Genomic DNA, 23,254 nt, shown 5'->3' on the forward strand with positions numbered 1-23,254 from the left:
CACCTCCGCTAAGCTGTCCCGCGTGCGCCCCCGTAGCTCAGGGGATAGAGCGTCGGTTTCCTAAACCGTGCGTCGCAGGTTCGAATCCTGCCGGGGGCACCTACCGGTCGCTGGCCAGGTCGAGTGTCGGCACCGCCTCGGCGTGCTGTGGTGTGGTCGTTGATCTGGTGGCCACGGAGATGATCGCGCAGACGGCGATGTTGGCGATCAGGGCGACGATGCCGACGTTGAGGTGATGGAGCGACTGCGGCAGGAACGGCAGGATCTGGCCCACTGCGATCTTGCCGAGAGTGAGCCAGGTGACGATCGCGGTGCCGACCACCATGCCGGCGCCCGCGCCCCATTTGGTCACCGGATTCCGTCGCAGCAGGCTCATGATCATCGAGGGGAAGAGCTGGGTGACGAAGGCGTATCCGAGCAGCAGCAGGTTGACGATCGCGTCGCCCCCGGCGAAGGTCAGATACACAGCGATCGCGGTGATCACCGGAACCAGGGCCTTGGCCAGCAGGCTCACCCGCTCACTGGTCGCCCCCGGGACATAGTCCTGGTAGACGTTCTTGGCCAGCATCGTGGCTGAGGTGGTCAGCAGCATCGCACCGGGTACGAGCGCGCAGAACATCCCGGCGGCCCCGACAAGCCCGGCCACCACCGGTGGCAGCGTCTCGCGGGTGATGCGCAGCAGCGACAGGTCGCCGTTCTTCAGGCCGGGAACCACCAGCATCGCCGTGAACCCGGTGAAGAACACGAACAACAAGATCAGCTGATACAGCGGCAGGAACGTGGCGTTCCTCCGGAAGCTCTGCTCGTTCTTCGAGGCGTAGACGGCGCCGAAGTAGTGCGGCCACATGAAGAATCCGAGCGCTGACAGCAAGACCGAGGTGATGAACCAGCCGGAGTCGTGAGTCGCCTCGTGCAGGCGCAGCATGTCCGGCTTGGCGGTCTGCACGGCGTGGAACATCTGCGACACGCCGCCGAAGTGGTGCAGTGGCAGGTAGAGCCCGATTCCGACCACGACAGCCAGCACCAGTACGTCCTTGATGATGGCGTTCCAGGCGGCCGAGTGGATTCCGGAGATCATCACATAGACCGCCAGCGCGACGGCGCCGATCCAGATCGCGGCCGAGCTGGGAATGGCGCCGTACGACGTCTCCTCGACGATCACGCCGAGACCGGTCAGTTGCAGTTCCAGGTACGGGATCATCGCGATCACGCCGATGAGCGTGACCACCAGGCCGAGGTTGCGACTGCGGTACTTGCGGACGAACCAGTCAGGCTGGGAGACCAGGCGTTCCCGCTTGGCGTACCGCCAGATCGCGGGCGCGAGCCAGTACGAGATCACGTACGCCAGCGCGCCGTAGCAGAGGATGTAGAAGCTGGCGCCGCCGTACTTGTAGGAGTACCCGCTCGCGCCGAGGAAGGTGAACGTCGTGTAGATCTCGCCGGCCAGCAGCAAGAACACCACGATCGAGCCGAAACCCCGGCCGCCGACGCTCCACTGTTCCAGGTCCATCTTCTTGCCGCGCCGCGCCCGCAGGCCGAGAGCGAGCGCGACGAGGAAGAATAGGCCGAGGACCGGCAACGCCGCGTTCATCGCTCGCCTCCGCCGCGGTTCACCGGGTCGGTCCAGTAGACGATCCCCATACAGACCGACGTGAGCACCACCCACAGCACGATCCAGAACAGCAGAAACGGCAACCCCAGGACGAACGGCTCCACACGGTTCACGAACGGTGTGAGCCCGAGCAGCCCGACCCAGGGTGCCGCCGCCAGCAGAAACCGGACATAGCTGCCCGGGGTTCGCTTCCTTGACGTGAGGTCAGCCGACATCGATCCTCCATATTCCGCATTATGGAATATCAATTCCGTAGAATGAAGTTCTACGCTCGGCGGTGATGGCTGTCAAGGGGCGAGTCCGTCAAACAGTGCGAGACGGGCAGGGTCAGGCGTCGTTCTGGATGTCGCCGTAGAGCTCGACCTCGGAGAGGTCGCCGAACCAGCTCGTGGCGTTGTAGATACGCAGGTACCGGTAATGGCTCTCGCCGGAGGTCTGCTGGTCGCTCCAGGTGTTCGCTGCTGCTCCGGTGAGCGATGTGGTGAGATCGGTCCAGGTCTGGCCGTCGTTCGAGCCCTGTACGACGGTTCCGTTGGCCCGCTGTGGGTGGCTGGCCCGCGGCAGGAACAGCACCTCCTCGGGCCGTACGGTCGCGTGCGCGCCGAAGTCGAGGACGTAGTACGCGCCGGGTCCGCTGTTCAGATCGCCGTACGTATCAGGATTGCGGTCGAACAGCAGGTAGCCGACCTGGTCGGCGCCCAGTCCGTTCCCCGGCCATTGCTTGTCGGAGGCCGTGACGGTCGCCACCTTGGCAACGTCGATGTAGTGTGCGGGGTCGCCCGCCACGAAGAGCTTCGATCCGTCGGTCGTCCCGTACGCCGTCGGGCCGGCCTTGCCACTGGCATCGACGTAGTCGACCGCGACCAGGATGTTGCCGGCAGCCACGTTGTCCAGCTTGGCCGAGGCCTTCCAGTTGACTCCGTCCGCCGAGGTCGCCTTCGCCGTGATGCCCTGGACGGTGACCGTCACCTGCTGCAGCGGCTTCTTCGCGGTGACTGCAACGTCGACGGTGTCGCCGGTCATGATCTTGCCCGCGATGGCCTGAGCGGACGTGATCGAGGTCGACTTCACCAGGTTGCCGATCTCGTGCCGTTCTCCGTAGATGTGGAACTCGGTCATCTCGAACACGCCGCGCACGATCCCGTAGAGCACGTCCGGCAACTGTTTGATCATCTGGACCTTCAGGTACCGGAACTGGTCGTCCTGCAGGTCCTTGGCGACGTCGAGGGTGTTGTAGTCCTGCGTGAACGCCGTGACCCCGGGGGTGAGCCGAGTCCACGTGACTCCGTCGTTGGAACCGAACACCGCCGAGTTCGCGATCCGGTCCGCGAAGATGTTGCTCTGGAAGCCGAACTTCGTCGCGGACACCCGGTAGTCCGGCCCGAAGTCGAAGGTGTGCGACAGGTTCACGGCCTGGGGGTAAACGGTGCCTGTCTGTTCGTCGCCGTCGACCAGGTTGACGATCCGGTCCCCGGCAGTGGATGACGCGACCAGGTCCGGGTAGTCGAGGCTGCCGTCCTGAGCGATCTTCGGCGAGAGCGGGCGCAGTGCGTCAACGGCCGCCACGACAGCTGTCAGCGCGGTCAGGCACTCGGTGTCGGATCCCTTCGCGCACTGGTTGTCGGCGGCATCGACCGCACTGTGGTACGCATCCGCAGTCGCGGACTCGTACACGGTCTCGGGGTTGTAGCCGTGCTTGGCGAGTTCCACAGCGCTCAGGCGGTCACCGGTCGCGGTGAGGGTGATGCGGCGAGCGGCCATATTGGTGCCGTCGTCAGCGGCGACGGTGACCGTCCACGTACCGGCCCGGGTCGGCTTCCAGGTGAGGACGCCGGTGGCCGAGTCGAGCGTGGCGCCTTCGGGGAGCCCGGTCGCGGCGTACGTCGTACCGGCAGTGGCCGTGGCGGCGAGATTGACCTCAGCCTGAGCACCAAGCCAGCCGACGACCCGGCTTGCGGCGCTAGGAAAGACCGGCCCGGTGAGCTCGGCCGCGGCGTTGATGTTGATGTGGTCGAGGTCCACGGTGGCGCCGTCGACCTCGATGAAGAGGATGTCGTCCATGGGTCCGTCGGTGGTGACGTAGCGCCACTTGCCGCCGGTGTTCGGCACGAGCACGGGATAGTCGCGTTTCAGGGTGCGGCCGTTCCTGGCGGTGTGGAGGTGCATCACGGCTTCACCGTTGGTACGAACGCGGAAACCCAGCTTCGGGCGGTCCGTCGCGCCGTTGAGGTAGGCGATCTTCGAGCCGGAGGACATCCGTACGTATCCGTCGCCGGTCGTGACGTCGCCGGCCAGGTGCGTGTAGCGGTCCTCGACCTCGTAGATGTTGGGGTTGCTCCCCAGTGGTTGAGTTGACTCACCTGCCGCGGCGGCCGGCGCGAACAGCCAGGAATCGCCGCCGCCGTCGGCGCCGTCCCAGGAGTTGCCGATCGCTCCGCCGCGCGAGTACAGCGGGCCTGGACGTTTGGCGTAGGCCTCCGCGTAGTAGGGCGCCATCGCCTTGACGTCCTTGCCCAGCGTGAACCTGTAGTAGTAATAGATCTCCCAGAAGCTCGCGGTCACATACCGGCCGCGGTAGCCGTCGGCGATGTGGTTGTAGGTGTCGCGGATCGTGCCGTCCGGCGAGATCGCGTACGCCATCGGGGTCCACGGCGTGTCGTAGCCGAGCATGAAGCGCCAGAAGTAGTCGGCGGCGGCGAGGATCCTGTTGTTGAGGAACTCGTACGGCCCGACCGCGTTCGTCGCGTCGGACACCGTGCCGGCCACGGGGTCGACCTTTGTGCCCTGTGCCAGCAACATCCGGGAGATGATCACCGCATTGGTGAGGTCACCACCGCCGTGGGCCTGGTCACGACCCATCTCCGCGTGCTGGACGTGCGGGTTCTTGATCGGCTTCCCGGTCTTGTCGTCATGGTCGACCCAGCGGAACAGCCGCGCGATCGAGCCGTTGAAGCCCTGGTCCTTCGCGGTGGCGTTCACCGTGAACCATTCGACCGACCGCTTGTAGAGCGCGGTGTCGTCCGTGAAGATCGCACCGGCCATCGCACCCATCAACGGGTAGCTGTGCTGGTTCATGAAGTGGTTGTTGTCGTTCTGGAACGTCTCGATGACCGGGGTGACGAGGTTGCGGGCGAACGCCTGCGTGTCCGCGTCCGTCCACGGGTACGCCTCGCCGGCGCACGAGGTGTACCGCAGCAACTCGGCGGCGGACACCATCCGGTTGAGCGGGATGCCGGTATGGATGTGCGCGTCGGTGAAGTACTCGTACTTGGCCGGGTCCATCTGCTCCCAGATGCGGATGATGTCCAGCGCGTTCTTGCGGTAGACCTCGTCACCGGTGAGCACGTAGCGGACGGCCTGCGTGTAGGACTTCAGACCGTCGGCGATGAATCGGCCGTTGAAACCTTGGCTGTTGAACGCGTCGGAGGCGGGCTTGGTCGGGTCCGCGCTGCTGCGGTTGGACGATGTCACCGTCGGCCCGGCCGCCGACGACCGGAGCATCGCCTGGTACGACGACGTCCAGGGTTCGGCGCCCGCGGCGAGCTGCCGGCGGGCGTTCTCGAGGATCGGCTGGGTCAGCCCGACGCCGGGGTGGACGAATCCTTGCGGGCTGACCGTGGTGTGGAACGACAGGTCACACCCGCCCAGTTCCCGGGCCGCGGCCGGTCGGGCCGCGGCGAAGAGGAGTCCGGTGACGAGTACGAGAGCTGCGCTCAACGCGCCGAGCCGCCGGACGCGGCCGCGGACAGCGGCTGGAGTCGGATACACAGACAGCACCTTCTTTCCTGAGGCGGAGGCAGGAGAACTTCGAGTCTGTAGTTATCGGTTTCTATGCCCGGCATCATGAGGACTCCCTGGCGGCAGCGCAAGGCCTTGACGACAAGAGATTCCTCTCCTAGCTTTCATAGAAATCGTTAACTATGACGCCCGTCACCAGCCCCGATTCCCCTAGCTCACCCCGGAGATACACGCATGCCCAGAAACAGCCGTCGCGCCGTGCTGGCCGGCCTCGCCCTGTGCCTGGCCGCCACCGCGGTCGCCTGCAGCAACGACACCGGTAAGAAGTCGGCCGCCGGCCCGGTCGAGATCGACTACTGGGGCTGGACGGATATCCAGCCGGTGGTGGACAAGTTCAACGCCACCCACACCGACATCAAGGTCAAGTTCGTCAAGCAGGCGGATCTTCCCGGTACCGCGACGGCTCTGCGCAACACCGTCGCGGCAGGCAGCGCGATCCCCTGCCTGGCGCAGAACTTCGGGGACGTACCGGCCCTGCTGTCGGAAGGCCTGCTCACCGACGTGACGGACTACGTCAAGCCGGCGGAGAGCAAGTTCAATGCCACCGCGCTCAGCGGCGCCAAGGTCCAGGGCAAGTACTACGGCATTCCGCTCGGCACCGGACCGACGTTCATGATGATCAACCGCGCCGCCTACGACAAGTACGGCGTACCGGTGCCGAAGACGTGGGACGACGTGATCGCCGCCGGGAAGGCGCTCAAGCCGCATGGCGTCCAGGTGATGAATCTGGCCGGTGAGGACCCCAGCACGCTGGTCAACCTGATCGTCCAGGCCGGCGGATCCTGGTACTCGGTGCAGAACGACGCCTGGAAGGTCGACTTCCTGTCCCCCGAGTCCGTTGCCGCCGCCAACATTCTCCAGCAACTCGTGGACAACGGCCTGGTCGCTAACCAGACCTACCAGGACCGTCCCGCGCTGATCGCGTACTTCGACCAAGGCAAGATGGTCTCGCTGCCGACCTCCACCTGGCAGCTGACCAACTACGAGCTCCACTTCAAGAAGACCATCGGCGACTGGGAGCCGATCGACCTGCCGCAGTTCGCCGGCGCGACGAAGTTCGCGACGCCCGCGCACGGCAACGCGCTGCTCGTGCCGAAGGGATGCCCGCACCCCAAGGAAGCAAGTGAGGTCGGCATCTGGATGAACACGACGAAGGACGGCATCGACGCGACCTTCGACAAGACGACCGGCGCCTACGCGTGGCCGGGTGCGATGCCCGACCCGTCGCCGTGGATCGACGCCGCCGTACCGCGGAAGCTGTTCGGCAGCCACCGCTCGGAGGCCGAAGCCGTCATCAACAAGGCGTCCGCGTCCGGGGTGGACAACTGGCTGGTCGGGCCCAACTACACCGGTGTCTTCAAGGAACTGCAGGACCAGTGGGCCCAGGCCGTCACCAAGAAGATCACCTTCCACCAGCTCCTCGAGAACATGCAGAAGTTCACCGTCGACGACCTGAAGGCCAAGGGCATCAACGTCGCGAACTGAGACCGCCGACCGAGTGCGAGGAGGACGGATGTCCCTGGACCTGAAGCCGAAGCCGTTGACCACCCCACCTGCCGATCGGGCCGGGGACACCCGTTCCTCCGGTACGCGTTGGCGCCGTACCGTAGCGCTCAAGGGCGCGTCGTTCACCGTGCCGTTCTTCGCCGGATTCGTGGTCTTCACGGTGGTCCCGGTGATCATGGCACTGAGCAAGAGCCTCTACACCGCCAAGAGTTCGGGCCTCGGATTCGGCGACAAGACCGTCAGCTTCAGCGGATTCGAGAACTTCGACCGCGCCCTGCACGACGGGAAGTTCTGGGGCAGCCTGTGGCGGGTCGCGCTGTTCGCGATCGTGATCATCCCGCTGATCCAGGTGATCAGCCTGGGCTTGGCGCTGTTGCTCGACTCGGTCCGCCGACGGGTCGCCGGAAAACTCCGGATCGCGATGCTGGTGCCCTACATGAGTCCGGGCATCGTCGCCACCCTGATCTGGATCTATCTCTACAGCCCTGCCGTCGGTCCACTCACGCCGTTCTTCAAGCTGTTCGGGATCAATGCGAACTTCTACAGCAGTCAGCTGATCTGGGTGTCGGTCGGCAACCTGATGGCCTGGGGCAGCATCGGTTTCAACATGCTGATCGTGTACGGCGCCCTGCAGGCGGTGCCGCGCGACATCTTCGACAGCGCCCGGGTCGACGGGGCGTCCGAATGGCGGATCGCCTGGTCGATCAAGGTGCCGTACGTCCGGCGTTCGCTGGTACTGGTCAGCGTTCTCGGCATCATCGGAACACTGCAGATCTTCAGCGAGCCGTTGCTGTTCCGCTCGATGACCCCGGAGACCGTCACCAAGGACTTCACGCCGATCATGACCATCTACAACCAGGCGTTCGCGGTCGGCGACTTCAACTACGCCGCCGCGCTGTCCATCGTCCTCGCGCTCGTGGTCGGTCTGATCTCGGCGATCTTCTACAAACTCACGAACAAGGCTCCCGCATGACAACCACTGCTGCCCGCAGGCGTCGGTACGATGACGACCTGCCAGCCGGCCACCATCCGTCGAAGGTGTCGAGGATCCTGGTCTGGACCGGCCTCGTGTTCTTCCTGGTCTACTCGATCGCGCCGGTCTGGTTCCTGATCGTCTCCGCGACCAAGGACCAGCGCGACCTGTACACGACCAACGGACTGTGGTTCGCGGACTTCCACCTCCTCGACAACACCAGGGACCTGTTCACCTACCACGACAGCATCTTCCTGCGCTGGATGGCGAACACGCTCCTGTACGGCGTCGCCGGCACGGTCGGCATGACCGTCGTCTGCGTCGCCTGCGGATACGCCCTGGCGATGTACCGGTTCCGCGGCCGTGGCGTCCTGATGGGCTGCATCATCGCCTCGTTCCTGATCCCCGGCGCGCTGCTGACCATCCCGTCGTTCCTGCTCTACAGCCGGTTGCACATGGTCGACACGCCCTGGGCGATCATCGTGCCGCACTTCTTCAGCGCCTTCTCGGTCTATCTGGCCAAGGTGTACGCCGAGGGCGCCGTACCGCCGGAGCTGCTCGAGGCGGCCCGCGTCGACGGAGCGGGCGAGTACCGGGCCTTCTTCACGATCGGAGCGCGGCTGATGACGACCGGATCGGCGACCGTCTTCCTGCTCGGGTTCGTCGGCTCCTGGAACTCCTTCTTCGGACCGCTGGTGTTCCTGCGCGGTGAACAGAAATGGACCGTCATGCTCGGCCTGTACTCCTGGCTGAACATCAAGGTCGACCAGTCCGTCGACCTCACCGGGCTGGTCATCGTCGGCGCGATCGTCTCGCTCGTCCCGATCGTCGCGCTGATGCTGTCCATGCAGAGGTACTGGCGCTCCGGCATCACGCTGGGCAGCCTGAAATAGCCTTCCACCCACGAACGGAGGAACCCGTGGCCGACCGCCCTGCGGCGCTATTCGCCCTCGGTGCACACCACCTGCCGGACCTGTACCCACCGCGGTCCATGCACCGGCTGCAGCAACTCGTGCGAATCGACCCGACCGTCGTCGCCGAGCGGTTCGACACCGATGACGCCCGGGCCGCCCTGGCATCGGCCGACTTCTTGATCACCGGTTGGGGCTGCCCGCCGATCACCGCGGATGTCCTCGACCTGGCACCCCGGCTGCAGGCGGTCCTGCACACCGCGGGTTCGGTCAAGGCACTCCTGTCCCCGGCTTTCTGGGAACGCGGCCTGGCGATCACCTCGGCGGCCGCGGCGAACGCCGTACCTGTGGCTGAGTACACCGTCGCCGCGATCCTGTTCGCCGGCAAGAACGTGTTCGGTCTCCGCGACCGGTACCACTCGACCCGGCACTTCACCCTGGCCGAGGTCCAGACGGGGGTGGGGAACTACGGCCGTACGGTCGGACTCATCGGAGCGTCCCGGATCGGTCGGCGCGTCATCGAGCTGCTCCGTCCGTTCGACCTCGAGGTGTGCTTGTTCGACCCGTACGTCGACGCCGCCGGTGCTGCCGAGCTCGGCGTACGGCTGGTCGACCTAGACACGCTGCTGCGTACCAGTGACGTCGTCAGTGTGCATGCTCCCGCGAATCCACGGACCGATCGCCTCGTCGGGGCCGAACAGCTCGCGCTGATGCGCGACGGGGCGACACTGATCAACACCGCACGTGGCAGCCTCGTCGACACCGACGCGCTGATCGGGCACCTTCAGGCCGGACGGCTGTACGCCGTACTCGACGTGACCGAGCCCGAGCCGCTGCCGACCGGCTCCGCGCTGTGGGAGCTACCCAACACGTTCCTGACACCGCACATCGCCGGCTCACACGGCAACGAGCTCGCAAGGATGGGCGACTGCATCATCGACGAACTCGAACGCTTCCTCAGCGGCCGCCCGTTCGCCCACGCAATCGCGGCCTCCGATCTGGACCGGGTCGCCTAGCCTATCGTTGACCCGTTCCAGTTCTCTTTCGAAAGGGGCCGCGGTGGCGCGACAGCCGACCTCTGGCGAACGGCCGACGGTCAAGGACGTCGCCGCCTCGTCGGGTGTTTCCGCCACCACGGTCTCCCGGGTGCTGGCCGGCAACTACCCGGTCTCGGCGGAGACCCGTGCGCGGGTGATGAAGGCCGTCCGCGAGCTCGACTACGTGATCAACGCCCAGGCGCGTGCGCTCGGGGGCGGGGGCACCAAGACCGTGGCGTTCATCGTCCACGACCTGGTCGGCCCCGCGTTCGCGTACGTCGGCCAAGGCGTCGAGCAGCAGGCCACGGCCGAGGGACGGCTGTGCCTGGTCTGTACTAGCCACGGCGATCCGGACCGCGAACTGGAGATCGTCGAGCTCATGCGTGAGCAGCAGGCCGAGGCAGTCGTCCTGGTCGGCGGCGGCAGCGGCAACCGGAGCTACGTCGACCGGTTGACGCAGGCAGCCCGCGCGCTCGACAAGTCGGGGTCCCGGCTTGTGCTCTGCGGCCGTCCGCCGCTCGGCACCGACGCACCCGCGACCGTGGTCGAGTACGACAACGAAGGCGGCGCGTACGCCATGACCAGTTATCTGATCTCCCTGGGACATCGCGACATCGCCTTCCTCGGTGCAGGCGAAGCCGGCCACAGTACGGTCGACGGACGCCTCCGCGGTTTCGAGCGCGCCCACGAGGCGCACCACCTGCCGATGACGTCGCACCGGACCAGCGCGGTCACGTTCGACCGCGAGTCCGGATACCAGGCCACTCGCGAGCTGCTGGCGCGCGACCGGAAGTTCACCGCGATCTTCGCGGCGACCGACGTCGTGGCCAGCGGCGTACTGGTCGCGTTACGAGAAGCCGGTCTCCGGGTGCCGGAGGACGTCTCGCTCGTCGGGTACGACGACATTCCGCTGGCCAGGGACCTCACCCCCGAGCTGACGACCGTGCACGTGGACTATGAGGAGCTGGGCCGGACCGCCGTACGGCACGCACTCAACCGCGAACGCCACGCGCTGAGCCAGCACACCATGATCGGTACGCACGTGATCATCCGCGACTCCGCCGGTCCACCTCCCAGCCCGTGATCAGCCTTTGAAGGCTCCGTCCATGATGCCGCTCACCAGGCGGCGGCCGACGAAGGCGAACAGCACCAGCAGCGGCACGGTGGCCAGGAACGAGCCGGCCATCGCGAGCCCGAGGTCGACGACGTAACTGTTCTGCAGCGCCTTGATGGCGATCTGGGCCGTGTACATCTCCGGGGACTTGAGAATGATGAACGGCCAGAGGAAGTCGTTCCAGGCCGTCACGAACCCGAGCAACCCGAGCACGAACGCGGCCGGCCGGACCAGCGGGAACACGATCTGCCAGAAGATCTGCCAGCTGTTCGCCCCGTCGATCCTTGCCGCCTGCAACAACTCGTCGGACACCGTCGACCCGATGTGCTGGCGCATCCAGAAGATCCCGAACGCGCTGGCCAGGCCGGGCACGATGAGTGCCTGCAGCGTGTCCACCCAGCCGAGCTTCGACATGATCATGTACTGCGGGATCACGGCCAGCTGGGTCGGTACGGTCATCGTCAGCACAACGATCAGGAACAGCGTGTTCCGGCCCGGGAACCGCAGCTTCGCGAACGCGAACCCCGCCAGCGCGCAGAGCACCCCCTGACCGACTCCGATCGCGACCGCGACCACGGCGCTGTTGACCAGCGACCGCACGAACGGGACCGTACTGAACACGAGCTGCGCGAGGTGGAACAGGTTCCCGCCCGGAAAGATCCGCGGTGGCATCTTGTACGCGGTCGCGGAGTCGTTCGACGCGACCACGAACATCCAGTACAGCGGAAAGACCGCACCGGCCACGGCCAGCACCAGCAGGACGTAGACCCACCACGGCACGCGGTCGATCCGGCGACGTGTCGAACTCATGGCTTCTCCCGGCGGAGGCGTGTTGACAGCAGGAAGTTGAGCAGCGCGAACGCGACGATCAGTACGAACAGCGAGACGCCGATCGCCGCGCCGTACCCGAACTTGAACTGGCCGAAGCCCTGCTCGAACAGGAACAGCGTCAGGGTCTGGCATTGCCGGACCGGTCCGCAGGTCATCGGCGAACTGCGCGACACCAGCAGCGGTTCGGTGAAGATCTGCAGGCCGCCGATCGTCGAAGTGACGATCGTGAACACGATGACCGGGCGGAGCGACGGAATGGTGATGTGACGGAACTGCTTCCAGTTGCCGGCGCCGTCCACCGACGCCGCCTCGTAGATGTCCCGCGAGATCGCTTGCAGCGACGCGAGGTAGAGCAACGTCGTGTAACCCGTCCAGCGCCAGATCACCATGGTTGCGATCATCACCTGGCTGCCCCAGGTGGATTGGGCGAAGTCGATCGGGCCGGCACCGACCAGGTGCAGCACCCAGTTCAGCAGGCCGTAGTCGCGGTCGAAGAGTTGCGCGAACACGACCGTGGTCGCGGCGACCGAGGTGATGTACGGGACGAGCATCGACATCCGGAACAGCGTCGCGAACCGCAGGCGCGCGTGATTGAGCAGGTGCGCCAGGCCGAGCGCGATCAGCAGCTGCGGCACGGTGGACAACACCCAGATGCTGATCGTGTTCCACAACGCGTTCCAGAACCGGGTGTCGTCCAACAACCGGGTGAAGTTGTCGAGGCCGACGAACGTGTGCGCCCCGACGGGATTCCAGTCGAACAGCGCCACGTAGAACGTGAACAGCAACGGGAACAGGCCGAAGACCGCGAAGATCAGGAAGAACGGCGCGATATAGGCGTACGGCGCGACGCGTTCGCCGAGGCTTTGCCGCATCCGGGACCTCGACGCGACGGGTGGTCGCGTCGAGGTCCGCGGTGCGGTGAGCGTACTGCTCACTTCCCGATCGCCGTCTTGATGTTCTGCAGGGCGGTGTCCCAGGCCTTCGCCGGATCGCCCTTGCCCGATTCCACGTTCGTGACCGCGTTCAGGAACTCCTGGCCGATCGCCGAGCTGTCCGGGCCGATGTAGAACGGCTTCAGGCCCAGCAGCGAGTCGGTGTAGATCTTGCCGGTCGGCGCGTTCGAGAAGAACGGGTCGCTGTGCGAGGTCAGCTTCGGGTCCTTGTAGACGGACGGGGTCGACGGGAGCGAACCTGCCTCGACGTAGTGCGCGAGCTGCGACTGCGGCGACTGCATCTCCTTGATGTAGTCCCAGGCCGCCTTCGGGTTCTTCGCGTTCTTCGGGATCGCCAGGTAGCTGCCGCCCCAGTTCCCGGCACCGCCGGGGATCGTGGCGATGTCCCACTTGCCCTTGGTGGACGGGGCGTTGGTCCGGATCGAGCCGAGCATCCAGGACGGCGCCGCGACCACGGCGAAGTCACCCTTGGCCATGCCGGCCGACCAGCTCTCGGTGAACGAGGCGAGCTTGGCCGTGATGCCGGACTGCGCCGCGGCGATCCCGTAGTCGAAGGCCTTGCGGACCTGCGGGCTGCGGTCGTAGGCGAGGTTGCGGTCCGCGTCGTAGTACTTCATGTCGCCCTGCTGCACGGCCTGGTAGAACACGCTCGTCCCGGCGTTGTCGATGAACGCCTTTCCGGTCTTTGCCTTGTACTGCTTGCCGACGTCGAGGAACTTGTCCCAGGTCGGCCACAGCTTGCCGACCGCGACCCGGTCCGTCGGCAACCCGGCCGCCGCGAACAGGTCCTTGCGGTACGCGATCGCCAGACCGCCGACGTCGGTCGGGATGCCGAGCACCGGACCGTCCTTCGCGACACTCTGCGACCAGACCCAGTCCAGGTAGTCCTTCTTGATGTCGTCCGCGCCGAGCGTGCGCAGGTCGACGAAGTTCTGCGGCTGCTCGACGAACTTCGGCATGTCGTCGCCCTGGATCAGCACCAGGTCCGGAACCTTGCCGCCCGCGAGCGCCGTGGTCAGTGCCTGCGCCGTCTCGACCGAGGAGCCGACCTCGGTGAGCTTCACGTGCAGGTCGGGATGCTTCTTCTGGTACTCCTCGACGGCTGCCTTCTGGTTGATCCCGGAGAACGACCAGAAGTCGAACGACTTCGAGTCGCCGCCCGACCCGGAACTGTTGCCCGAGCATCCGGCGGCGACAAGCATCGCGACGCCCGCGGCGACGGCGGCGATACGACGTTTCATGGCGAACCTCCTGCAGTGCGGACACACCGATGAAGCCTGAAAGTTTCGGAATTGAATCCGAAAGAACGCCGGAACTGTAAGGCGGGTCACATTCGAGGTCAATGCCTCATTCCGGAAGTTCTTCCGAAACATTCAGGCCGGAATTTTCGGAGCTACACTCGCCGCCATGACCGGTACCACCGATCCATCGCTCGCGGCCGAGACGACGGCTCCGGAGATGACCGTGGCCCAGATCGCCGAGCTGGCCGGCGTCTCCGTACCGACCGTCTCGAGGGTGATCAACGGCCGCTCGGACGTCGCGCCGCGGACGCGCGCCAAGGTCGAGGAGGTGATCAGCCGGCACGGCTTCCGCCGGCTGAAGAAGCCCGCCGGCCGGTCCGCGCTGGTCGAGCTGGTGTTCCACGAACTGGCCGGCGCCTATGCGATGGAGATCATCAAGGGCGTCGAACGTGTCGCCGACCAGAACGGCCTGGCCGTCGTACTGTCCGAGATGCGTGGACACACTCCTGGCCGGGGCTGGATCGAAGGTGTACTGGCCCGGCGGCCGATCGGCGTCATCGCGGTGTTCTCCGGCCTCACCCCGCAGCAGAGCGACCAGATCCGCAGCCGCGACATCCCGTTCGTGTTGCTCGACCCGACCGGCGATCCGGGTCACGCGTTCCCGTCGGTCGGCGCCGCGAACTGGAGCGGCGGTTTCTCGGCGACCAGGCATCTGCTCGAGCTCGGGCACCGCAGGATCGCGACGATCACCGGACCGCACCGGATGCTGTCGAGCCGGGCCAGGCTCGACGGCTACCGCGCCGCGATGGACGCCGCGGGTACGCCGGTCGCACCCGACCTGATCTACGAAGGCACCTTCCAGACCGAGGACGGGCTGGTCCACGGCCGGACCCTGCTCGAGCTCGTGGACCGGCCCACCGCGGTCTTCACGCACAACGACCTGCAGGCACTCGGGCTCTACCGAGCCGCCGCCGAGGCCGGGCTGCGCATCCCCGAGGACCTCAGTGTGGTGGGGTTCGACGACCTTCCGGTCACGAACTGGGTCACTCCCCCGCTCACCACGATCCGCCAGCCGTTGACCGAGATGGCCGCGTCGGCCGCCAACCTCGCGATCGCCCTCGGCCGCGGCGAGACACCGAAGCACCACCGGCTGGAACTCGCCACCGAACTCGTCGTCCGCGGCAGCACCGCGCCCGCGCCGCGCTGACGGCTGGTCAGAAAGTTGTGGTCATTCCGCCGTCGACGGCGAGCGTTTGGCCGGTGACGAAGGACGCCATGTCGCCGGCCAGGAACACGACCGCGCCGGCGATCTCCTCGGGCCGGCCCCAACGGCCCAGTGCCGTGCGGGTGCGCAGCCAGTCCACCCAGTCCGGATCTGCCGCCAGGTGAGCGTTGACCTCGGTCGCGAACGTTCCCGGCGCCACCGAGTTCACCGTGATGCCGTGTGGTCCGAGGTCGGCCGCGAGTGCTCTCGTCAGCCCGTCCAGGGCCGCCTTGGCGACCGGATAGGCGACGTCGCCGGACCGCCCGAGCTGTCCCATCACCGACGACACGTTGATGATCCGCCCGGGTCGGCCGGCGTCGATCAGCCGTTGCGCGACCTGCCGGCTCAGCGAGTACGCCGACGCCACGTGCACGTCGAGCATCCGCCGCAGATCCGCAGCGTCCAGTACGCCGAATCCGCGCCGATCGCGATGCCCCACGTTGTTCACCAGGATGTCGATCGGCCCGAGGCCGTCGACCGCGGCGCGCGCCGCCTCGAGATCGGTCACGTCGAACGCAGCATGCCCGACCCGCCCCGGCACCCCACGCGCCGCGGCAGCGACCGTCTCCTCGTCGCGCCCGTTCAGCAGCACCCGGGCCCCCGCCCCCGCGAGACCACGGGCCATCTCCAGCCCCAGCCCTCGCACCGACCCGGTGACCAGCGCCGTCCGACCGTCCAACGAGAAGTCCACACCACCACCTCCAAGGAAACATTCATGTCAGCAGGCTCGGTCCGCAGCAGGCCGGGAAGCCCGTCGCGGACCAGGAGCGCCCCTGGTGGACGCCTACCATCGTGAGCATGTCCACTTCGCCGTACCCTGATCTGCCGTCCGTTACCGACGTCGCTGGTGACATCTCGGGCGTGGTTCAGCGGATGACGCACGGCGACACACATGCGTTCGCGTTCGGAGACGATGGTGTGCCTGAGGCCGTCATCGCGAGCTACGACCAGTACGACGACCTCAACGGCGACGAGACCCTCGGCCGCTACCGGGAAGTCGTCGCTCCCGACGTACTCGTCCGGCAACTGCCTGAGATGGTGGAGGCGATGCGCCGCGGCACCTTCGGGCCTCCCGTCCTCGTGGGCAGCGCTGCCGAACCGGTGCTGGTGGTGATGTCGACCCAGCAGTACCGGACCATGCGCGGCGACGACGAGCCACCGCCGGGCGTGCTGGACGATCCGACGGTCCGCAGCTACGACTCCGCACCGACGCCAGGCAGTAAGCCGTTCAGCCTCGACGAGTGGGCCAAGGACGACCCGTTCACCCAGCAGATGCTCGACGAGATGCGCCGCGAACGCGGCTCCAGCGATGGCTGAGGACGAGTCAGAGCGACCGTTCCAGGTCCTGCTCGGTGAGGACGCCGTCCAGGACCTGACACGCCTGCGGGACGCGGCCGCCGCGGAGGCCCAGCAGTACCCCGATGACAAGTCGCCTGCGCACAACGCGAATCGCAGACTCTTCAAGAACACGTTGCGTGAGCTGGAGGATCTCGAGACCGGAGCGTCCAAAGGACATCACGTCCTCGGTGAGCACCGGGGGCTTGGCGACGGCCGGGACATCGTCGTGTCCAAGGTCGAAGACGGCACCGGACCGCCTAGCCATCGGCTCACGTTCCGTGAGATCCCGGGCCGGAACGCCGGTGGGACCGATGCGCGCGATGTGATCGCCGTCGGCCACCGGCACGGCAACAACAACGTGTATCAGCGGACGGCGGAGCGCCTCGGACGGGCTCCGGACCAGCGGCTCCCGCAACTCGACCGGTTCGGTGCGGCGCAGGTGGGCAGCGGCGGCAAGGCGCATCAGCGGCACCCGGTCCTCGACGCGAACCGCGCGATCGCGCATGCCTTCGATGGGCAGAAGCCGTTGACGGGAGCGCGGCCGCTGAGCGAGACCGCGTTCGGGAGCCGATCGTCAGCGCCCACCTCCAAGCAGGCGGGCAAGCAGAGCGGACACCAGACAAATCCTCAGCGGGGAGAGTAGAAGTTCGTCAGAATCTTCTGTGATGAAGAAGCCGACGTTGTATCTGACTGTGGGGTTGCCGGGGACGGGGAAGACGACCTGGGCGCGGGGGGTCGAGGCGGAGGGGGCGCTTCGGTTGACGAAGGACGAGTGGGTGAAGGCGCTCTACGGGGACGGGAACCCGGAGGTTGCGTCGACTGTGATCGAGGGGCGGTTGATCGGGGTCGGGTTGCGGGGGCTGGAGCTCGGGGTTGACGTGGTGATCGACTTCGGGTTGTGGAGCCGGGAGGAGCGGGACGCGTTGCGGGATGCGGCGGCGCGGGTGGGGGCCCGGGTCGAGGTGCGGTACTTCGAGGTGCCGGCGGACGAGCAGCGGCGGCGGTTGGACGAGCGGCTGGCGGCGCGGCCGGAGGACACCTGGCCGATCTCGGACGAGGAGCTGGCGTCCTGGGCGGCGCGGTTCGACGTGCCTACGGCGGGTGAGCTGGACGGGAGTGATCCGGTCGGTGATCCGCCGGACGGTTTCGGGAGTTGGCGCGAGTGGATCGCGGATCGGTGGCCCGCGACGGTCGGAAAGCGCTCTACCTGAGAGGACCTTCAGCTCCGCGAATACACAGGCTGTTTGATCTGTACTGTGTGGGCTGGTCGGCTGGAAGGGAAGCGTGTGCGGGTCGTAGTGGGTGCTGGTGCGGTCGGGAGTGTCGTGGCGCGACTCCTGCTGGCGCGCGGCGAGCAGGTTCGGGTGATCACCCGGTCCGGCGCCGGGCCGGACGGGGCCGAGCTGGTCGCGGCGGACGCCAAGGCCGGATTGACGCAGTACGTCGACGGCGCCGCGGCGATCTACTCGTGCGCGGGACCGGCGTACGACAAGTGGACGACGGAGTGGCCGCCGCTCGGTGCCGCGCTGATCGCGGCGGCGGAGGCGTCCGGGGCGGTGCTGGTCACGACCGGGAACCTGTACGGGTACGGCCCGGTCGACGGGCCGATGACCGAGGACCTCCCGCTGCGGCCGAACACCGTGAAGGGGCGGGTGCGGGCGCGGCTGTGGAACGACCAGCTGACCGCGCACGAGGCGGGACGGATCCGGACCGCCGAGGTCCGCGGGTCCGACTACCTGGGCGCCGGCGCAGTGTCGCCGTTCAGCGTCACCGTGCTGCCGAAGGTGGTTCGCGGGAAGCGCGGGATGCTTCCTGGCGACCTGGACGCGCCGCACAGCTGGACGTACGTCGGTGACGTCGCGCGGATGCTGATCGCGGTCGCCGACGACGAGAAGGCGTGGGGCCGCGCCTGGCACGTACCGACACCGGAGCCGCTGTCGGTCAACCAGCTCGCCGCGCGCGCCGCCGTACTGGCGGGTGCACCGCCGGCGCGGGTCGCCGCGATGCCGGCGGCGGTACTCCGGCTGGCCGGGTTGGTCGATCCGGCCGCCCGGGAGATGGTGGAGATGCAGTACCAGTGGCAGCGACCGTTCGTGGTCGATTCGACCGCGGCTACGGTTGCCTTCGGCATCCAAGCGGCGCCGACCGACGACGCGCTCCGGGAAATGATCGGGAAGGGCAGTCATGAGTCCTAGCAGGCAGGGCCGGGGTTTGCGCCGGCTCGTCGTCACGCTGGTGGTGCTGGTGGTGTTACTGGTCGCCGTCGACCGGATCGCGGCGGTCGTCGCACAGAACCAGCTCGCGTCGATGGCGCAGAAGGAGGCGGCGAAGTACCAGGTGCGCTCCGCCGACACCTCCGTGAAGATCGGCGGGTTCGGGTTCCTTCCGCAGCTGATCAAGCAGGACTTCTCGAAGGTCACGCTGACGATGGGCAAGCCGGCGTTCGCCAAGGTTCCAGGCGAGAAGCTGACCGTGGACATGAAGAACGTGCACGTCCCGCGGTCGCTGCTGTTCGGCCAGAGCGGCACGGTCACCGTCGGCACCACCGACATGCAGGTGAAGTTGTCGCCGCGGGAGCTCGGCCGGCTGGCGGTGAGGACCACGAACATCCAGGGGCTGTCGACGGAGGTGGTCGGCGGCAAGCTGCATCTGAAGTACGCGGCGAACGGGATCAACCTCGACGTGCCGGTGTCGCCGCAGCTTCAGGACGGCAAGATCGCCCTCGTGCTCGCGGACCAGTCCGGCTCGATCCCGGGGGCCCTGAAGAGTCAGCTCGCCGGTGGGATCGAGCTCCCGAAGCTCCCGTACGACGCCCAGCTGACGCAGGTGAGCATCCAGGACAACGCGGTGGTCCTCGACGCGACCGTGAAGGTCCTCAGCTTCACCCGGTGACTCCCTTGGGTTGCGATGGTTCGCGATATATCGTCGAACTATCGCAATCACATTCGTGAGGGACGGGTGGTCGAGATGACCGGATCGGCGTACGCCGCGGGGTTCCCGTGGCAGGACTTCGTGCGGCAGTTCGAGCGGCAGCTCGGGCGGAACTGTGCTGCCTTCGACGACATCAAGGACGAGCTGCGCGCGGCGATGACCGGCCGCCGCGGGCACCAGGGACACCGCGGCGGGCACCAGGGCTTCGGGCCGCAGTGGGGCATGTTCGGCGGCGGGCAGATGTTCGCGCCGCCGTGGGGTCCGCCGCCGCCGCGCTGGCGCGGGCCGAAGGCGCGCCGCGGTGACGTCCGCGCGGCCATCCTCGCGGTCCTCGCCGAGCAGCCGATGAACGGGTACGGCATCATCCAGGAGATCGCCGAGCGCAGCGGCGGGGTGTGGAAGCCGAGCCCCGGCTCGATCTACCCGACGCTGCAGCAGCTCGAGGACGAGGGGTTGGTGACGGCGGACGCGGAGGTCGGGCGGCGGACGTTCCGGCTGACCGACGAGGGACGCGCGTACGTCGCCGAGCACCAGGACGAGGTGTCCGCGCCGTGGGAGGCGATGAGCGCGCCGTCCGGCGACGACGAGAACGGGTTCAAGCCGCTGTTCGGGCAGGTCGCGACGGCGATGTGGCAGGTGCTCGCGAGCGGTACGCCGGAGCAGCAGGCGAAGGCACGCGAGGCGGTCGTGGAGTTGCGGCGGAAGCTGTACGGGATCCTCGCGGAGACCGACGACGACGGCGAGCAGGAGCCGTCATGAGCCCCGCCGACCGGGACCGCCGGCGCCGAGGCGGTCCCGCCGGCCGCCGCCGGCGCGACTGGCAGGGCGGCCCGACCTGGGACGAGGGCTGGAACGGGTGGTTCGACGAGCCGCACGCCCGCTCCCGGCAGCACAACTGGGGCGGCGACTGGCACGCCCGCGGCTGGTCCGGTGACTGGCGAGCCACGGCGTGGAGCGATCCAGCCGGACCACGCGAGAACCCGGTGACCGACCAGCCCGCGAATCTTCCGACGAACGACGTACCGGCGAAGCGGGTGCGGATCGGGGATGCCGAGCGGGACCAGGCGGTCGCGATGCTCAGTGAGCACTTCGTGGCCGGGCGGTTGACGCAGGAGGAGTTCGAGGAGCGGAGCGAGCGGGCGACCAAGGCCCGGTACGCCGACGAGTTCGACGTGCTCTTCGACGAGCTTCCGCGGTCCGCCGCACTGCAGCCCGTCCCGGCCGGTCCGCCGGCGCGGCGCTCCGGGCCGCCGCCGGCGTTCCTGATGATCGCTCCGTTCCTGATGATCGGCCTCGTGGTCAGCTCGGTCGCGCTCACCGCACCGTGGCTGCTCTGGGGTGTCTTCTGGGTCGTCATGATCAGCGGCATCTCCCGCGGCCGCTGGCAGCACTACCGGCGCTGACGGGTCCGCGGGATCTCCTCCGCGAACTCCACGACGAACCCGTCCGGGTCGGCGACGTGGACCGTCCGGTGTCCCCACGGACGGTCCGCGGGCCCGCTCAGCACCTCGACGCCCGCGCTCCGCAGCCGGGCGACGCACGCGTCCACGTCCTCGACCGTCACCACCACTTCTCCACCCGCTCCCGGCGTCACCGCACGCCCGGTCAGCCATTCCGCGCGACGCCGTTCGTACAGCCCGAACCGCAGGCCGCCCGCGTCGAACTCCGCATACCCCGCATCGGTGAACTTGTACGCGAGCCCCACCACGTCCCGGTAGAACCCCACCGACACCGCCAGGTCCTCGACATACAAGATGACGTACCCGATCTCCATACCGGCAATTGTCGGTCGCGAAGGAGTACGGGCGGGGGTTGCGGATTCCTGAGGCGCAGCTGGACTGGACGCGGTGATTGGATGGGCCTATGACGACGGTGCTGCGGTACGCGGCCTTCACCTCCGACCCGGCCGGCGGCAACCCCGCCGGGGTGGTGCTCGACGCGCGTGACCTCGACGACGCCGCGATGCAGACGATCGCGGCGGACGTCGGGTACTCCGAGACGGCTTTCCTCATGCAGCCGAGCGGCGTACAGCCGGTGCGCTACTTCTCTCCCGAGGCCGAGGTGCCGTTCTGCGGGCACGCGACCGTCGCGACCGCCGTCGCCCTCGCGGAGCGCAACGGCCCGGGCGAACTCGTCTTCTCGACGAAGGCCGGACTCGTCCCGGTCACTGTCGACGCGGAGCTGCGCGCCACGCTCACGAGCGTCGAGCCGTCCGTCGAGGAGGCCGACGACGTCCCGGGCGCGCTGGCCCTGCTCAACTGGTCCGCCGACGACCTGGACCCCGACCTGCCGCCGAGGATCGCGTACGCCGGTGCCCGCCATCTCGTGCTGGGAACGCGAACCCGTCAGCGCCTGGCCGACCTGGACTACGACTTCGACGGCCTGCGCCGGTACATGCTCGACCGCGACCTGACCGCGCTGCAGCTCGTCTGGCCGGCATCGCCGACCGTGTTCCACGTCCGCGACCCGTTCCCGGTCGGCGGCGTCGTCGAGGACCCGGCGACCGGTGCCGCCGCGGCCGCGTTCGGCGCGTACCTCCGCGAGCTCGGCCGCGATCAGCCGAAGATCACGCTCCACCAGGGCGACGACCTCGGGCGGCCGAGCCTGATCACGGTCGAGCTGCGCCCGGACGACCGGCGGGTGCGGGTCAGCGGCAACGCCGTACCGATCACGGCACCCGCGTAAGCCACTCCTCGGTGCCGAACTTCGCCGCCACCCGCTCCTCGGCGAGCGCCACGGTGCCGGCGGAGATCGTGCCGTCCGCGAGCCCGTAGCGGTTCCGGAAGGTGCCGACCATCCGCGAGATCACCTCCGCCCGGTCGAGGCCGGTCTGGCTGCGGAGCGGGTCGACCCGCTTGTTCGCGCTCGTCGTGCCCTTGTCGGACAGCTTCTCGCGGCCGATCCGCAGTACGTCGAGCATCTTCGAGGCGTCCATGTCGTACGCCATCGTCACGTGGTGCAGCACCGCACCGCCGGCGAACCGCTTCTGCGCGGCGCCCGCGATCTTCCCGGCCGGGGAGGTGATGTCGTTGATCGGCTGGTACGTCGCGGCGATCCCGAGGTCGTTGAGGGCACCAATGACCCAGTCGTCGAGGAACGCGTACGACTCGACGAACGACAGCCCGGAGACCAGCGACTCCGGGACGTACAGCGAGTACGTGATGGTGTTCCCCGGCTCCACGAACATCGCCCCGCCGCCGCTGATCCGGCGTACCACGGTGACGTCGTTCCGGGCCGCACCGTCCAGGTCGACCTCGTTGCGCACGGACTGGAAGCTGCCGATGATGACCGCGTTCGACGCCCACTCCCAGACCCGCAGCGTCGGCGGCCGCTCGCCCGCACCGACCTCCTCGGTCAGCACCTCGTCGAGCGCCATCTGCAGCGCGGGCTCCCGCGGTACGTCGTGCACGAACTGCCACTCGTGATCGTGCCAGCCGGTCGCTCCGGTCAGCGCCCGCCGGACGGCGACCGCGACGGCCTCGGGCGAGAACCCGAGCATCTCGACGCCGTCGCCCAGCGCGCCCCGTACCCGGGCCGCGATCTGCGCGGCGGCCGTGTCGACCTGCAGCCCGGCGAGCGCACCGTTGATCCGCTCCAGCGCGTCGTCCGGCTCGAGGAAGAAGTCCCCGGAGATCTGCGCCGAGCGCACCCGGTCGTCCACCACGTCGAGGTCCGCGACGACGAGCTTCCCGCCGGGGACCTTGTACTCACCATGCATGCTCAGAACAACTGGCTCCGGAGAGCG

At 67.6% G+C, this 23,254-nt stretch carries 23 protein-coding genes and 1 tRNA gene; 15 read left to right on the plus strand and 9 right to left on the minus strand.

All coding sequences use genetic code 11. The features are described from left to right. Positions 1 to 26 precede the first annotated feature (26 nt). Positions 27 to 99, plus strand: a tRNA-Arg gene (locus AB0M51_RS32990). Between the two features lies 1 nt (position 100). Here AB0M51_RS32990 and AB0M51_RS32995 read toward each other — a convergent pair. The 3 genes from AB0M51_RS32995 to AB0M51_RS33005 form a co-directional block, all read right to left on the minus strand. Then, entirely contained in the window at positions 101 to 1,591 is a 1,491-nt protein-coding gene (locus AB0M51_RS32995; protein ID WP_363751861.1) for a sodium:solute symporter family protein, read from the minus strand. Continuing rightward, complete coding sequence (locus tag AB0M51_RS33000) at positions 1,588 to 1,827, minus strand: DUF3311 domain-containing protein (protein ID WP_344192342.1); 240 nt, start codon at positions 1,825 to 1,827, stop codon at positions 1,588 to 1,590. Before AB0M51_RS33000 ends, AB0M51_RS32995 begins: the two co-directional genes overlap by 4 nt. 112 nt (positions 1,828 to 1,939) lie before the next feature. Further along, complete coding sequence (locus AB0M51_RS33005; protein ID WP_344192340.1) at positions 1,940 to 5,380, minus strand: putative Ig domain-containing protein; 3,441 nt, start codon at positions 5,378 to 5,380, stop codon at positions 1,940 to 1,942. Between the two features lie 204 nt (positions 5,381 to 5,584). On the opposite strand from AB0M51_RS33005, the gene AB0M51_RS33010 reads away from it, so the two are divergent. From AB0M51_RS33010 to AB0M51_RS33030, 5 genes are read left to right on the plus strand one after another with little or no spacing between them, the layout of a single operon-like run. After that, positions 5,585 to 6,895, plus strand: coding sequence for an extracellular solute-binding protein (locus AB0M51_RS33010; protein WP_344192338.1), 1,311 nt, complete (start codon positions 5,585 to 5,587; stop codon positions 6,893 to 6,895). Positions 6,896 to 6,923: 28 nt separating this feature from the next. Next, positions 6,924 to 7,889 carry a sugar ABC transporter permease gene (locus tag AB0M51_RS33015; RefSeq protein ID WP_344192336.1) on the plus strand — a complete coding sequence of 322 codons (966 nt, stop codon included), beginning with the start codon at positions 6,924 to 6,926 and terminating at the stop codon, positions 7,887 to 7,889. Beyond that, a complete protein-coding gene (locus AB0M51_RS33020) occupies positions 7,886 to 8,782 on the plus strand; it encodes a carbohydrate ABC transporter permease (RefSeq protein WP_344192333.1) in 897 nt (298 codons plus the stop codon). Before AB0M51_RS33015 ends, AB0M51_RS33020 begins: the two co-directional genes overlap by 4 nt. Positions 8,783 to 8,808: 26 nt before the next feature. Further along, on the plus strand, positions 8,809 to 9,816 hold the full coding sequence (locus AB0M51_RS33025; RefSeq protein WP_344192330.1) for a hydroxyacid dehydrogenase: 1,008 nt from the start codon (positions 8,809 to 8,811) through the stop codon (positions 9,814 to 9,816). Between the two features lie 43 nt (positions 9,817 to 9,859). Beyond that, complete coding sequence (locus AB0M51_RS33030) at positions 9,860 to 10,921, plus strand: LacI family DNA-binding transcriptional regulator (protein ID WP_344192327.1); 1,062 nt, start codon at positions 9,860 to 9,862, stop codon at positions 10,919 to 10,921. Here AB0M51_RS33030 and AB0M51_RS33035 read toward each other — a convergent pair whose 3' ends face one another. Genes AB0M51_RS33035 through AB0M51_RS33045 form a run of 3 tightly spaced genes read right to left on the minus strand, consistent with a single transcriptional unit; the run spans position 10,922 to position 13,976 of the window. Next, positions 10,922 to 11,761 carry a carbohydrate ABC transporter permease gene (locus AB0M51_RS33035; RefSeq protein WP_363751866.1) on the minus strand — a complete coding sequence of 280 codons (840 nt, stop codon included), beginning with the start codon at positions 11,759 to 11,761 and terminating at the stop codon, positions 10,922 to 10,924. After that, on the minus strand, positions 11,758 to 12,717 hold the full coding sequence (locus AB0M51_RS33040) for a sugar ABC transporter permease (RefSeq protein WP_344192323.1): 960 nt from the start codon (positions 12,715 to 12,717) through the stop codon (positions 11,758 to 11,760). Before AB0M51_RS33040 ends, AB0M51_RS33035 begins: the two co-directional genes overlap by 4 nt. Then, complete coding sequence (locus AB0M51_RS33045; RefSeq protein ID WP_344192321.1) at positions 12,714 to 13,976, minus strand: extracellular solute-binding protein; 1,263 nt, start codon at positions 13,974 to 13,976, stop codon at positions 12,714 to 12,716. Before AB0M51_RS33045 ends, AB0M51_RS33040 begins: the two co-directional genes overlap by 4 nt. Positions 13,977 to 14,142: 166 nt before the next feature. Here AB0M51_RS33045 and AB0M51_RS33050 point away from each other — a divergent pair, with 166 nt between their 5' ends. Further along, a complete protein-coding gene (locus AB0M51_RS33050) occupies positions 14,143 to 15,183 on the plus strand; it encodes a LacI family DNA-binding transcriptional regulator (RefSeq protein ID WP_344192319.1) in 1,041 nt (346 codons plus the stop codon). A gap of 7 nt (positions 15,184 to 15,190) precedes the next feature. Here the strand turns inward: AB0M51_RS33050 and AB0M51_RS33055 are convergent, their stop codons facing one another. After that, positions 15,191 to 15,931, minus strand: coding sequence for an SDR family oxidoreductase (locus tag AB0M51_RS33055; protein ID WP_344192317.1), 741 nt, complete (start codon positions 15,929 to 15,931; stop codon positions 15,191 to 15,193). A gap of 107 nt (positions 15,932 to 16,038) precedes the next feature. Between AB0M51_RS33055 and AB0M51_RS33060 the strand changes: the two genes are divergently transcribed. The 7 genes from AB0M51_RS33060 (at position 16,039) to AB0M51_RS33090 (ending at position 20,912) form a co-directional block, all read left to right on the plus strand. Continuing rightward, positions 16,039 to 16,557, plus strand: coding sequence for a hypothetical protein (locus AB0M51_RS33060; protein WP_344192315.1), 519 nt, complete (start codon positions 16,039 to 16,041; stop codon positions 16,555 to 16,557). Next, positions 16,550 to 17,221, plus strand: a complete 672-nt coding sequence (locus AB0M51_RS33065; RefSeq protein ID WP_363751870.1) for a hypothetical protein — start codon at positions 16,550 to 16,552, stop codon at positions 17,219 to 17,221. Before AB0M51_RS33060 ends, AB0M51_RS33065 begins: the two co-directional genes overlap by 8 nt. Before the next feature lie 22 nt (positions 17,222 to 17,243). Then, complete coding sequence (locus tag AB0M51_RS33070; protein WP_344192311.1) at positions 17,244 to 17,789, plus strand: ATP-binding protein; 546 nt, start codon at positions 17,244 to 17,246, stop codon at positions 17,787 to 17,789. An 87-nt stretch (positions 17,790 to 17,876) separates the two neighbouring features. Then, positions 17,877 to 18,773: an NAD-dependent epimerase/dehydratase family protein gene (locus AB0M51_RS33075; RefSeq protein ID WP_363752381.1), complete on the plus strand. Its 897-nt coding sequence runs from the start codon at positions 17,877 to 17,879 to the stop codon at positions 18,771 to 18,773. Further along, positions 18,763 to 19,470 carry a DUF2993 domain-containing protein gene (locus AB0M51_RS33080; RefSeq protein WP_363751873.1) on the plus strand — a complete coding sequence of 236 codons (708 nt, stop codon included), beginning with the start codon at positions 18,763 to 18,765 and terminating at the stop codon, positions 19,468 to 19,470. The genes AB0M51_RS33075 and AB0M51_RS33080 overlap by 11 nt, the downstream gene beginning before the upstream one ends. Positions 19,471 to 19,545: 75 nt before the next feature. Beyond that, the gene (locus AB0M51_RS33085) at positions 19,546 to 20,268 is read left to right on the plus strand and encodes a PadR family transcriptional regulator (RefSeq protein ID WP_344192303.1); all 723 of its coding nucleotides are present in this window, start codon (positions 19,546 to 19,548) and stop codon (positions 20,266 to 20,268) included. Beyond that, the gene (locus tag AB0M51_RS33090; RefSeq protein WP_344192301.1) at positions 20,265 to 20,912 is read left to right on the plus strand and encodes a DUF1707 domain-containing protein; all 648 of its coding nucleotides are present in this window, start codon (positions 20,265 to 20,267) and stop codon (positions 20,910 to 20,912) included. The genes AB0M51_RS33085 and AB0M51_RS33090 overlap by 4 nt, the downstream gene beginning before the upstream one ends. On the opposite strand, the gene AB0M51_RS33095 is transcribed toward AB0M51_RS33090, so the two are convergent. Next, positions 20,900 to 21,283: a VOC family protein gene (locus AB0M51_RS33095; protein ID WP_344192299.1), complete on the minus strand. Its 384-nt coding sequence runs from the start codon at positions 21,281 to 21,283 to the stop codon at positions 20,900 to 20,902. The two genes, AB0M51_RS33090 and AB0M51_RS33095, sit on opposite strands and share 13 nt — an antisense overlap. An 89-nt stretch (positions 21,284 to 21,372) precedes the next feature. Here AB0M51_RS33095 and AB0M51_RS33100 point away from each other — a divergent pair, with 89 nt between their 5' ends. Beyond that, a complete protein-coding gene (locus AB0M51_RS33100) occupies positions 21,373 to 22,194 on the plus strand; it encodes a PhzF family phenazine biosynthesis isomerase (protein ID WP_344192297.1) in 822 nt (273 codons plus the stop codon). Here the strand turns inward: AB0M51_RS33100 and AB0M51_RS33105 are convergent. Next, complete coding sequence (locus AB0M51_RS33105) at positions 22,178 to 23,227, minus strand: biotin/lipoate A/B protein ligase family protein (RefSeq protein WP_344192295.1); 1,050 nt, start codon at positions 23,225 to 23,227, stop codon at positions 22,178 to 22,180. The genes AB0M51_RS33100 and AB0M51_RS33105 overlap by 17 nt on opposite strands. Positions 23,228 to 23,254: the final 27 nt, after the last annotated feature.

Source organism: Kribbella sp. NPDC051137 (genome assembly GCF_040682535.1).
Classification (GTDB): Bacteria; Actinomycetota; Actinomycetes; order Propionibacteriales; family Kribbellaceae; genus Kribbella; species Kribbella karoonensis.